The following is an 11289-nucleotide window of genomic DNA, read 5'->3' on the forward strand; positions in this document are numbered from 1 at the left end:
CAGAAGCAAAAACAGACGAGAGCAAAGAAGCAACACCGCGCCCACCCCCCCCCCCCCCCCCCCCCCCCCCCCCCCCCCCCCCCCCCCCCCCCCCCCCCCCCCCCCCCCCCCCCCCCCCCCCCCCCCCCCCCCCCCCCCCCCCCCCCCCCCCCCCCCAGGCTCGCTCGTACGTGGGGGCCGACGGGCCGTCAGACCTCGACCACCACGGGCAGGATCATCGGCCGGCGCCGGTACGTGTCGGAGACCCACTTGCCCAGCGTCCGGCGGATGAGCTGCTGCAGTTGGTGCGGCTCGACGACGCCGTCCTGGGCCGAGCGCTCCAGTGTCTCCGTGATCTTCGGGATCACCGCGCCGAAGGCGGAGTCCTCGATGCCGGAGCCCCGGGCCTGGATGTGCGGACCACCCGTGATCTTGCCGGTGGACGAGTCGACGACCACGAAGACCGAGATGATGCCCTCGTCCCCGAGGATCTTGCGGTCCTTCAGGGCCGGCTCGCCGACGTCGCCGACGGAGAGGCCGTCGACGTAGACGTATCCCGCCTGGACCTTTCCTGCGATCTTCGCCTTGCCCTCGACGAGGTCGACGACCACGCCGTCCTCGGCGATGACGATGCGGTCGTGCGGGACGCCGGTCAGGGCGCCCAGCTCCGCGTTGGCGCGCAGGTGGCGCCATTCGCCGTGCACCGGCATCAGGTTCTTCGGGCGGCAGATGTTGTAGAAGTACAGCAGCTCGCCCGCGGAGGCGTGCCCGGAGACGTGCACCTTGGCGTTGCCCTTGTGGACGACGTTGGCGCCCCAGCGGGTCAGGCCGTTGATCACGCGGTAGACCGCGTTCTCGTTGCCGGGGATGAGCGACGACGCCAGGATCACCGTGTCGCCCTCGACGATGCGGATCTGGTGGTCGCGGTTGGCCATGCGGGACAGGGCCGCCATCGGCTCGCCCTGGGAGCCGGTGCAGACAAGGACCACCTCGCTGTCGGGGAGGTCGTCGAGGGTCTTGACGTCCACCACCAGGCCCGGCGGGACCTTGAGGTAGCCGAGGTCGCGGGCGATGCCCATGTTGCGGACCATGGAGCGGCCGACGAAGGCGACCCGACGGCCGTACTCGTACGCCGCGTCGAGGATCTGCTGGATGCGGTGGACGTGGCTGGCGAAGCTGGCCACGATGATCCGCTTGCGGGCGCCGGCGAAGACCTGGCGCAGGACGTTGGAGATGTCCCGCTCGGGCGGGACGAATCCCGGGACCTCGGCGTTCGTCGAGTCGGCGAGGAGGAGGTCGATGCCCTCCTCGCTGAGCCGGGCGAACGCGTGGAGGTCGGTGAGGCGGTTGTCCAGCGGGAGCTGGTCCATCTTGAAGTCGCCGGTGTGGACCACCATGCCGGCGGGGGTGCGGATGGCCACGGCGAGCGCGTCGGGGATGGAGTGGTTGACCGCGACGAACTCGCAGTCGAAGGGGCCGACGCGCTCGCGGTGTCCCTCCGCCACCTCCAGGGTGTACGGGCGGATGCGGTGCTCCTGGAGCTTCGCCTCGATGAGGGCGAGGGTCAGCTTGGAGCCGATCAGCGGGATGTCCGGCTTCTCGCGGAGGAGGAAGGGGACGCCACCGATGTGGTCTTCGTGACCGTGGGTGAGGACGATGCCCTCGATGTCGTCGAGACGGTCCCGGATGGATGAGAAGTCCGGCAGGATCAGGTCGATTCCGGGCTGCTCCTCCTCGGGGAAGAGCACTCCGCAGTCGACGATCAGCAGACGGCCGCCGTACTCGAAGACCGTCATGTTCCGGCCGATCTCGCCGAGGCCGCCGAGCGGGGTGACGCGCAGACCGCCTTCGGGGAGCGAGGGGGGCGGACCGAGTTCAGGGTGCGGATGACTCAAAAGACTCTCCTCAACCACGCGCGCCACGTACCGGTGGGGCACGTGGCGCGCGTGACGTTCGTGCAGAAGCAGTTGTCGTTGTGGGTGCGGGCACCGGTGGCCCGCTTATTCAGTTGTGAAGCCGGGTGCGCGGACGGTCGCGCGAAGTCTGGTTACTGGAGCTGTACCCCGCCGGCAGCAAGATCGATCTTGAGCTGCTCGATCTCTTCCGGCGCGCACGCGACCATGGGGGCCCGCAGGGGCCCGGCGGGCAGGCCCTTGAGGGTGAGTGCCGCCTTGGTGGTCATCACGCCCTGGGTGCGGAACATCCCCGTGTAGACCGGAAGCAGCCTCTGGTGGATCTCGGTGGCCTTCTGGACGTCCCCCGAGGTGTACGCCTCGACCAGGGCGCGCAGCTCGGGGGTGACGAGGTGGCCGACGACCGAGACGAAGCCGACGGCGCCCACCGAGAGCAGGGGCAGGTTCAGCATGTCGTCACCGGAGTACCAGGCCAGGCCGGAACGGGCGATGGCCCAGCTCGCGCGGCCGAGGTCGCCCTTGGCGTCCTTGTTGGCGATGATCCGGGGGTGCTCGGCGAGGCGGACGAGCGTCTCGGTGCTGATCGGGACACCGCTGCGGCCGGGGATGTCGTAGAGCATGACCGGCAGCCCGGTGGCGTCGGCGACGGTCGTGAAGTGGCGGTGGAGGCCCTCCTGCGGGGGCTTGTTGTAGTACGGGGTGACGACCAGCAGGCCGTGTGCGCCGGTGCGCTCGGCGGTGCGGGCCAGCTCGACGCTGTGGCGGGTGTCGTTGGTGCCGACCCCGGCCACGACGTGGGCACGGTCTCCGACCGCCTCCAGGACCGCTCGTACGAGGTCCGCTTTCTCCGCGTCGCTGGTGGTGGGGGACTCGCCGGTGGTGCCGTTGATGATCAGGCCGTCGTTGCCTGCGTCCACCAGGTGGGTGGCGAGCCGCTGTGCGCCGTCGAGATCGAGTGCGCCGTCCGCCGTGAAGGGCGTGACCATGGCGGTGAGGACCCGCCCGAAGGGGGTCTGCGGAGTGGAGGTCGGAGCCATGGGTTACACGCTACTCGTTGCTCAGGTCGGGGTCTTCCCTCGGGGGAGACGACAGGGTGACGCGAAGGGGGGACCCGGCACTGCCCGCTCGGGGGTTCAGGCAGTGCCGGGCCCGTCTGATCAGGCTAGATGAACTTCTCGAAATGCCGCAATACGGACACCTCGGAGGGCTGACCCGGACACGCGTGCCCGGCGCGCGAACGAGGGCTCCTCACGGCGCGACACGACCGTTGGCGTTGAAGGCGTCGTAGGTGAGCGGCATGAGCCGGGCCCACTCGGCCTCCATCTTCTCGCCGACCATCTCGATCTCCCGCTGCGGGAAGGACGGGACCTTCGCCAGCTCGTGCTGGGTGCGCAGTCCGAGGAAGTGCATCAGGGAACGGGCGTTGCAGGTGGCGTACATCGAGGAGTACAGGCCGACGGGGAGCACCGCGCGGGCGACCTCGCGGGCCACGCCGGCGGCGAGCATCTCCCGGTACGCCTCGTACGCCTGCCGGTAGGAGTCCTCCATGACGCGGCCCACCAGCTCCTGCTGGGCCGCGGTGCCCTCGACGAAGCGGTACTTGCCGGGGCGGCCCTCCTGAACCAGCTTGCGGGACCCGTCCGGGACGTAGAAGACCGGCTGGAGCTCGCGGTAGCGGCCCGACTCCTCGTTGTACGACCAGCCCACGCGGTGCCGCATGAACTCGCGGAAGACGAAGATCGGAGCGCTGATGAAGAAGGTCATCGAGTTGTGCTCGAAGGGACTGCCGTGCCGGTCCCGCATCAGGTAGTTGATCAAGCCCCTGGAGCGCTCGGGATCCTTGTTCAGCTCGTCCAGGGACTGCTCGCCGAGGGTCGAGACGCGGGCGGCGAACAGCACGTCGGCGTCGGACGCGGTGTGCTTGACCAGCTCGACGGTCACATCGCTGCGGAAGTCGAGCTTGAGGTCGTCGGCGGGGGTGTCGGTCACGGCGCGCAGGTCCTTCCATCACATCTCGCGGGCGGCGCCCACTCTACGGCCCGGCTCCGACAGCGGGACGCTCGACGGGACGTCCGGCGCCGGGCCGCGACATACGCCGCCGAACGGCGGCGAACATCACCGAACTTCTGCGAATTCGCCGAAAGTGGGCACCTTCCGAGGTGATCGTTCGTCTGTACTGGTGACAGTGATCCGTTCGATCTCGAAGGGAGACGCACCCCTGATGTTCGGTCGGCGCGAACCCGTACCGTTCGCCTTCCTCGCCGAGGCCGACAGGTTCCGCAGCAACGTCACTCCCCCGCCCCGTGAGCGGGCGACCCCCGGTGAGATAGCCGGGCGCTGCCTGCTGGGACTCACCGTGGTCGCCGGACTGGTGGGCTCCCTGGTCCTCGGGACGCCTGCGCTGTCCACCGATCCGTCGGGCACGGAGACCCGGCAGTCGCAGGCCACCGACGGGCGCTGAGCCGCGGGCACGGCCGTCCCCGCCCCGCCCGGGCCCCCCGAGGGTGGTGACCGCAGACACAGATCGGTAGCCTCACCGGGCACTGCCCACGCATGGATCGAGTGAGGACCAGCTGTGCCCCTGCCCTTCCTGACGGCCGACCGCGCGTTCGACGCCGCGGACGACGTCGCTCTGCCGTACGACGACCGTGACCGCTGGCGGCGCCCGTACCGTCCCGGGCCGTGGCGGGTGGGTGCGGCGGCGCTTCTGCTGCTGCTCGCCTCGTTCGTGCTGCTCGCGGGAGTCGTCATCGCGGCGACGGCGACGCTGTCGTCCGCCGGGGCCGTGCTCGCCGTCGCGCTGGTCCTCATCGGCTGTGCGCTGCGGATGCTGCGCATGGGCGTCTGGGTGAGCGCGCGGGGCCTGCGCCGCGTGGCCTTCCTCGGCACGCGTACGACGTCCTGGGACCAGGTGGTCTCCGTGCGCACGGTGCAGCAGCCGGTGCGCTGGCTGGGGCTGCCCCGCACCGTGCAGGGGCAGGCGCTGCTCCTGGCCCGGCGGGGGCGGACCCCGGAGACCCTGCCGCCCCTGCTGACCTCGCACGACGCGGACTTCCTGGGACGGGACCCGCTGGCCTTCGACCGGGCGGCCGACTCCGTGGAGGTCTGGGCCGACGAGTACCGGCCGAGCTGAGCGCGTACGGCCGCACCCTGCGCCGGTCCCGTTCCGTACAGGCGCAGGGTGCGGCCGTACGCGCTCAGCGGGAGGTCTTGTGCAGGGTGATCGCCCGTTGCATGGCCTTGCGGGCGCGCGGGGTGTCGCGGGCGTCGTGGTAGGCGACGGCGAGCCGGAACCAGCTGCGCCAGTCGTCGGGAGCCGCCTCCGCCTCAGCCTTGCGCCGGGCGAAGACCTCGTCGGCCGAGTCCCGGTCGATACGACCGCTGGGAAGACGCTTCAGGTCGTCGACGGGCAGTCCGCCCTCGGCGTCGAGCTCGGCGGCGAGCCGGTTGGCGCTGCGGACGAACTCGGTGTTCTTCCACAGGAACCACACACCGATGACCGGCAGGACCAGCACCGCGACGCCGAGGGCGACGGCCAGGGGCGTGCCGGTTCCGATGAGCAGCACACCGCGGCTGCCGACCAGGACGAAGTAGACGACCAGGACGGCGGCCGTGACGGCGTAGGAGATCTTGGCGCGCATGGGGTCGACTCGGGCTCAGTTCAGGTCGAGGAAGTGTTCCAGGCCGAAGGTCAGGCCGGGAGTGGTCACCACGCGGCGGGCGCCGAGCAGGATGCCCGGCATGAAGCTGCTGTGGTGCAGGGAGTCGTGGCGGACGGTGAGCGTCTCGCCCTCGCCGCCGAGCAGGACCTCCTGGTGGGCGAGCAGGCCGCGCAGCCGGACCGCGTGCACCGGGATCCCGTCCACGTCCGCGCCGCGGGCACCGTCCAGGGCGGTGGTGGTGGCGTCCGGGGCGGGGGCGCTGCCGGCCCGGCGGCGGGCCTCGGCGATGAGCTGGGCGGTGCGGGTGGCGGTGCCGCTGGGGGCGTCCACCTTGTTCGGGTGGTGCAGCTCGACGACCTCGACGGACTCGAAGTACGGGGCGGCGATCTGCGCGAACTTCATGGTCAGCACGGCGCCGATGGAGAAGTTCGGCGCGATGAGCACGCCCGTCTCCGGGGACTGCTCGAGCCAGCCCTTCAGCTGCCCGAGGCGCTCGTCGGTCCAGCCCGTCGTGCCGACGACCGCGTGGATGCCGTGGCGCACGCAGAAGTCGAGGTTGCCCATGACCGAGGCCGGAGTGGTCAGTTCCACGGCGACCTGGGCGCCGGCCTCGGCGAGGGACTCCAGCTTGTCGCCCCGGCCGAGGGCGGCCACCAGCTCCATGTCCTCGGCGGCCTCGACCGCCCTGACCGCCTCGGATCCGATCCGGCCCTTGGCGCCGAGGACCGCCACGCGCAGCTTGCTCATCTTCCTTGCTTCCTTGTCGGAGGGGTGGGGGCCTGCCGGCGGGTCCCGCGGCCAGGGCCCTAGGCGACGGCGTCCTGCAGCCGGGCCGCCTGCTTGTCCTTGAGCGGGCCGATGACCGACAGGGAGGGCCGCCTCCCCAGGATGTCGCGGGCGACCGAGCGGACGTCGTCCGGGGTGACCGAGGCTATCCGGGCCAGCATGTCGTCGACCGACATCTGCTCGCCCCAGCACAGTTCGCTCTTGCCGATGCGGTTCATCAGCGCGCCGGTGTCCTCCAGGCCGAGGACCGTGGAGCCCCGGAGCTGGCCGATCGCGCGCTCCAGCTCATCGTCCGGCAGTCCGTGCTCGGCCACCTGGTCGAGTTCGTCGCGGCAGATCTTCAGCACGTCGTGGACCTGGGAGGGCCGGCAGCCCGCGTACACGCCGAACAGGCCGCAGTCGGCGAAGCCGGAGGTGTACGAGTACACGCTGTAGGCCAGTCCGCGCTTCTCCCGGACCTCCTGGAACAGGCGGGAGGACATGCCGCCGCCGAGGGCGGTGTTCAGCACGCCGAGGGCCCAGCGCCGCTCGTCGGTGCGGGCCAGGCCCGGCATGCCGAGGATGATGTGCGCCTGCTCCGTCCTGCGGTCGACGACCTCGACCCGGCCCGCGGTGCGCAGGTCGCGCCGGCCGCCGCGCGGTGCGATGGGCCGGGCGCCGGGGTCCTTGAGGGCGCCGGCCGCCTCGAAGGCGGCGCGGACCCGGCGTACGACCTCGCCGTGGTCGATGTTGCCGGCGCAGGCGACCACGAGGTGGGTGGGGTCGTAGTGCTTGCGGTAGAAGCGGCGGATGCGGTCCGCGGTGAGGTCGTTGACCGTGTCGACCGTGCCGAGCACCGGGCGGCCCAGGGGGGTGTCGCCGAACATGGTGTGCGCGAACAGGTCGTGCACGCAGTCGCCCGGGTCGTCCTCGGTCATCGCGATCTCCTCGAGGATGGCGCCGCGTTCGACGTCGACGTCCTCCTCGCGGATCACCGAGCCGGTGAGCATGTCGCACACCACGTCGATGGCGAGCGGCAGGTCGGTGTCGCGTACGCGTGCGTAGTAGCACGTGTACTCCTTGGCCGTGAACGCGTTCATCTCGCCGCCGACCGCGTCGATGGCGGAGGAGATGTCCAGGGCGGACCTGCGGGCCGTGCCCTTGAAGAGCAGGTGCTCCAGGTAGTGGGTGGCACCGCCCAGGGACGGGGTCTCGTCGCGGGAGCCGACGTGCGCCCAGATGCCGAAGGTCGCCGAGCGGACCGAGGGCAGCGTCTCGGTGACGATCCGCAGGCCCCCGGGGAGGGTGGTCTTGCGGACGGTGCCGATGCCGTTCTCCCCCTTGATCAGGGTTTGGGTACGGGCGACGGCCCGCGCCTCCGAGGAGGTGCGGGCCGTCGCGTCGAAGGCGTGGGACGTCACTGGTCGGCGTCGTCCTTCTGCTCCTCGGAGCCTTCCTCGTCCTCCGTCACGGGGACCAGGGAGAGCTTGCCGCGGGAGTCGATCTCGGCGATCTCGACCTGGACCTTCTGGCCCACGCCGAGGACGTCCTCGACGTTCTCCACGCGCTTGCCGCCGGCCAGCTTGCGGATCTGCGAGATGTGCAGCAGGCCGTCCTTGCCGGGGAGGAGGGAGACGAAGGCGCCGAACGTCGTCGTCTTCACGACCGTGCCCAGGTAGCGCTCGCCGACCTCGGGCATCGTCGGGTTGGCGATGCTGTTGATCGTGGTGCGGGCGGCCTCGGCGGAGGGGCCGTCGGCGGCACCGATGTAGATGGTGCCGTCGTCCTCGATGGTGATCTCGGCGCCGGTGTCCTCCTGGATCTGGTTGATCATCTTGCCCTTGGGGCCGATGACCTCGCCGATCTTGTCGACCGGGATCTTGACGGTGATGATCCGCGGGGCGTGCGGGGACATCTCGTCGGGCCGGTCGATGGCCTCCATCATCACGTCGAGGATGTGGAGGCGGGCGTCGCGGGCCTGCTTGAGGGCCGCGGCGAGGACGGAGGCGGGGATGCCGTCCAGCTTGGTGTCGAGCTGGAGGGCGGTCACGAACTCCTTGGTGCCGGCGACCTTGAAGTCCATGTCGCCGAAGGCGTCCTCCGCACCGAGGATGTCGGTGAGGGTGACGTAGTGGGTCTCGCCCTCGATCTCCTGGGAGATCAGGCCCATGGCGATGCCGGCGACCGGGGCCTTGAGCGGCACACCGGCGTTCAGCAGCGACATGGTGGAGGCGCAGACCGAGCCCATGGACGTCGAGCCGTTGGAGCCGAGGGCCTCGGACACCTGGCGGATCGCGTAGGGGAACTCCTCGCGCGAGGGCAGGACCGGGAGCAGGGCGCGCTCGGCGAGGGCGCCGTGGCCGATCTCGCGGCGCTTCGGGGAGCCGACGCGGCCGGTCTCGCCGGTGGAGTACGGCGGGAAGTTGTAGTTGTGCATGTAGCGCTTGCGGGTCACCGGGGAGAGGGTGTCCAGCTGCTGCTCCATGCGGAGCATGTTGAGGGTGGTGACGCCCAGGATCTGGGTCTCGCCGCGCTCGAACAGCGCCGAGCCGTGCACCCGCGGGATGGCCTCGACCTCGGCGGCCAGGGTGCGGATGTCGGTGACACCGCGGCCGTCGATGCGCTTCTTCTCCTTGATGACGCGCTCGCGGACCAGGGTCTTGGTCAGCGAGCGGTACGCGGCGGAGATCTCCTTCTCGCGGCCCTCGAACTCCGGCAGGAGCTTCTCGGCGGCGAGGGCCTTGACGCGGTCCAGCTCGGCCTCGCGCTCCTGCTTGCCGGCGATGGTGAGCGCCTGGGCGAGCTCGGGCTTGACGGCGGCGGTGAGCGCCTCGAGGACGTCGTCCTGGTAGTCCAGGAAGATCGGGAACTCGGCGGTCGGCTTGGCGGCCTTCGCGGCGAGGTCGGCCTGGGCGCGGCACAGCACCTTGATGAAGGGCTTCGCGGCCTCCAGGCCGGCGGCCACGACCTCCTCGGTGGGCGCCTCGGCGCCGCCCTCGACCAGCTTGACGGTCTTCTCGGTGGCCTCGGCCTCGACCATCATGATCGCGACGTCGCCGTCCTCCAGGGTGCGGCCCGCGACGACCATGTCGAAGACGGCGTCCTCGAGCTCGGTGTGCGTCGGGAAGGCGACCCACTGGCCGCGGATCAGCGCGACGCGGACGCCGCCGATCGGGCCGGAGAAGGGCAGACCGGCCAGCTGCGTGGACGCGGAGGCGGCGTTGATCGCCACGACGTCGTACAGGTGGTCGGGGTTGAGCGCCATGATCGTGGCGACGACCTGGATCTCGTTGCGCAGGCCCTTCTTGAAGGACGGGCGCAGCGGGCGGTCGATGAGGCGGCAGGTGAGGATCGCGTCCTCGGAGGGCCGGCCCTCACGGCGGAAGAAGGAGCCGGGGATCCGGCCGGCGGCGTACATCCGCTCCTCGACGTCCACCGTGAGCGGGAAGAAGTCGAGCTGGTCCTTGGGGTTCTTGGAGGCGGTGGTGGCCGACAGCACCATGGTGTCGTCGTCCAGGTAGGCCACGGCGGAGCCTGCGGCCTGACGGGCCAGGCGGCCCGTCTCGAAGCGGATGGTGCGGGTGCCGAAGGAGCCGTTGTCGATGACGGCTTCGGCGTAGTGGGTCTCGTTCTCCACCAGCGTTTTCTCCGTTACTTGTCGTCTTTGGTCCCGCCTCGCCCGTGTGGCGGGGGGACGGTGGCGGAGAAGCGCTCCACTGGTGCGGGCCGGTCTTCGATCGAAGCACCCGGGGTTCACTCTCCCGGGGGCCACTACCGAGGACCGGCGGCGAGGCGCGCTTCTCCTCGTGCGTCGTCGACGTCCGGTCGACGTCCGTCGTGACGCCCGTAGGGCCCGCATACCCGATGCGGTACGGGTCATCACATGGGGGTCGTACTTGCTGGGTCGTTCCTCCTGCGTCGTGCTACCACCCTACAAAGGCGCGGTGACACTCCGCACGTACAGCAAAGGGAGCGGCCCCCTCGTTCCGGGAACCGCTCCCCTCACGGCGTCTTACTTGGCGCCCGCCGCACCGCGGCGGATGCCGAGGCGGTCGACCAGCGCACGGAAGCGCTGGATGTCCTTCTTGGCGAGGTACTGCAGCAGCCGGCGGCGCTGACCGACCAGGATCAGCAGACCACGACGGGAGTGGTGGTCGTGCTTGTGGGTCTTGAGGTGCTCCGTCAGGTCGGAGATCCGACGGGAGAGCAGGGCGACCTGGACCTCGGGGGAGCCGGTGTCACCCTCCTTGGTACCGAACTCGGAGATGATCTGCTTCTTCGTTGCGGCGTCGAGCGACACGCGTACTCCTCATGGTCTGGTAAAGGGCCACCGAGTGCCCCCGGTCTTCGTCTCGGGGGATCTTCCGTGACTCGGAAGGCGGGGATCCGCTGGGCGCGGCCTCCAGAGCGGCGCTCCGGGGGTGCGTACACAAACGGCCGTCGGCCAGACTACCAGGTGACGGCGGGCGCTCTTCCCGGGTCCGCCGAACCGCCCGGGCCGGGCGGGGGCGGCCACTAGGGTGAGCGCTCGGAGTCGTTCGTACGGCGGAGACGGCGGAAGGGATCACTGCGGCATGGCGGAGACGGCTGAGGAGATCAAGGCGCGCAAGGAGCGGGAGAGGGACGAGCTGTACGCGCTCGACATCTCCGGCGTCGAGTGGCACAGCGCGCCGGGCACGGAGGAGCACGAGGAGCGCGTCGAGATCGCCTACCTGCCGGGCGGCGCCGTGGCCATGCGGTCGTCCCTCGATCCGGACACCGTGCTGCGGTACACGGAGGCGGAGTGGCGGGCGTTCGTCCTGGGCGCGCGGGACGGCGAGTTCGATCTGGAGCCGGCGGGTCCGGACGCGAGGTGACCGCGGGGGGGGGGGGGGGGGGGGGGGGGGGGGGGGGGGGGGGGGGGGGGGGGGGGGGGCGTGGGGGGGGGGGGGGGGGGGTGGGGAGGTCATCGAGAACCCGTCACGGTACGA

Annotated in this window: 11 protein-coding genes; 3 read left to right on the plus strand and 8 right to left on the minus strand. The window is 70.9% G+C overall.

The window, feature by feature from the left end; genetic code table 11:
* Positions 1 to 188 precede the first annotated feature (188 nt).
* The 3 genes from ACZ56B_RS25195 to thyX form a co-directional block, all read right to left on the minus strand.
* Positions 189 to 1874, minus strand: a complete 1686-nt coding sequence (locus ACZ56B_RS25195) for a ribonuclease J (RefSeq protein ID WP_468794922.1) — start codon at positions 1872 to 1874, stop codon at positions 189 to 191.
* 152 nt (positions 1875 to 2026) lie between these two features.
* On the minus strand, positions 2027 to 2929 hold the full coding sequence (gene dapA / locus ACZ56B_RS25200; protein WP_468794924.1) for a 4-hydroxy-tetrahydrodipicolinate synthase: 903 nt from the start codon (positions 2927 to 2929) through the stop codon (positions 2027 to 2029).
* 211 nt (positions 2930 to 3140) lie between these two features.
* On the minus strand, positions 3141 to 3881 hold the full coding sequence (thyX, locus tag ACZ56B_RS25205) for an FAD-dependent thymidylate synthase (protein WP_468794926.1): 741 nt from the start codon (positions 3879 to 3881) through the stop codon (positions 3141 to 3143).
* A 232-nt stretch (positions 3882 to 4113) separates the two neighbouring features.
* On the opposite strand from thyX, the gene ACZ56B_RS25210 reads away from it, so the two are divergent.
* Positions 4114 to 4353 carry a hypothetical protein gene (locus tag ACZ56B_RS25210; RefSeq protein WP_468794929.1) on the plus strand — a complete coding sequence of 80 codons (240 nt, stop codon included), beginning with the start codon at positions 4114 to 4116 and terminating at the stop codon, positions 4351 to 4353.
* Between the two features lie 114 nt (positions 4354 to 4467).
* Complete coding sequence (locus ACZ56B_RS25215) at positions 4468 to 5025, plus strand: hypothetical protein (protein WP_468794932.1); 558 nt, start codon at positions 4468 to 4470, stop codon at positions 5023 to 5025.
* 64 nt (positions 5026 to 5089) lie between these two features.
* Here ACZ56B_RS25215 and ACZ56B_RS25220 read toward each other — a convergent pair whose 3' ends face one another.
* The 5 genes from ACZ56B_RS25220 to rpsO form a co-directional block, all read right to left on the minus strand.
* Positions 5090 to 5533, minus strand: a complete 444-nt coding sequence (locus ACZ56B_RS25220; RefSeq protein ID WP_468794935.1) for a hypothetical protein — start codon at positions 5531 to 5533, stop codon at positions 5090 to 5092.
* A gap of 15 nt (positions 5534 to 5548) precedes the next feature.
* Positions 5549 to 6301 carry a 4-hydroxy-tetrahydrodipicolinate reductase gene (gene dapB / locus ACZ56B_RS25225; RefSeq protein WP_468794938.1) on the minus strand — a complete coding sequence of 251 codons (753 nt, stop codon included), beginning with the start codon at positions 6299 to 6301 and terminating at the stop codon, positions 5549 to 5551.
* A gap of 59 nt (positions 6302 to 6360) precedes the next feature.
* Complete coding sequence (locus ACZ56B_RS25230; protein ID WP_468794941.1) at positions 6361 to 7740, minus strand: M16 family metallopeptidase; 1380 nt, start codon at positions 7738 to 7740, stop codon at positions 6361 to 6363.
* Positions 7737 to 9956: a polyribonucleotide nucleotidyltransferase gene (locus tag ACZ56B_RS25235; protein ID WP_468794944.1), complete on the minus strand. Its 2220-nt coding sequence runs from the start codon at positions 9954 to 9956 to the stop codon at positions 7737 to 7739. Before ACZ56B_RS25235 ends, ACZ56B_RS25230 begins: the two co-directional genes overlap by 4 nt.
* Positions 9957 to 10331: 375 nt before the next feature.
* Complete coding sequence (rpsO, locus tag ACZ56B_RS25240; RefSeq protein ID WP_004982702.1) at positions 10332 to 10619, minus strand: 30S ribosomal protein S15; 288 nt, start codon at positions 10617 to 10619, stop codon at positions 10332 to 10334.
* Between the two features lie 274 nt (positions 10620 to 10893).
* Between rpsO and ACZ56B_RS25245 the strand changes: the two genes are divergently transcribed.
* Positions 10894 to 11175: a DUF397 domain-containing protein gene (locus ACZ56B_RS25245; RefSeq protein WP_468794948.1), complete on the plus strand. Its 282-nt coding sequence runs from the start codon at positions 10894 to 10896 to the stop codon at positions 11173 to 11175.
* The last annotated feature ends 114 nt before the right edge of the window (positions 11176 to 11289 follow it).

The organism is Streptomyces sp. NPDC034670 (assembly GCF_055574875.1).

What these genes read in the sequence shown, in the direction of transcription:
- dapB (WP_468794938.1), bottom strand. Translation starts at nt 6,301, where the DNA reads ATGAGCAAGCTGCGCGTGGCGGTCCTCGGCGCCAAGGGCCGGATCGGA.
- ACZ56B_RS25220 (WP_468794935.1), bottom strand. Translation starts at nt 5,533, where the DNA reads ATGCGCGCCAAGATCTCCTACGCCGTCACGGCCGCCGTCCTGGTCGTC.
- ACZ56B_RS25245 (WP_468794948.1), top strand. Translation starts at nt 10,894, where the DNA reads ATGGCGGAGACGGCTGAGGAGATCAAGGCGCGCAAGGAGCGGGAGAGG.
- ACZ56B_RS25210 (WP_468794929.1), top strand. Translation starts at nt 4,114, where the DNA reads ATGTTCGGTCGGCGCGAACCCGTACCGTTCGCCTTCCTCGCCGAGGCC.
- dapA (WP_468794924.1), bottom strand. Translation starts at nt 2,929, where the DNA reads ATGGCTCCGACCTCCACTCCGCAGACCCCCTTCGGGCGGGTCCTCACC.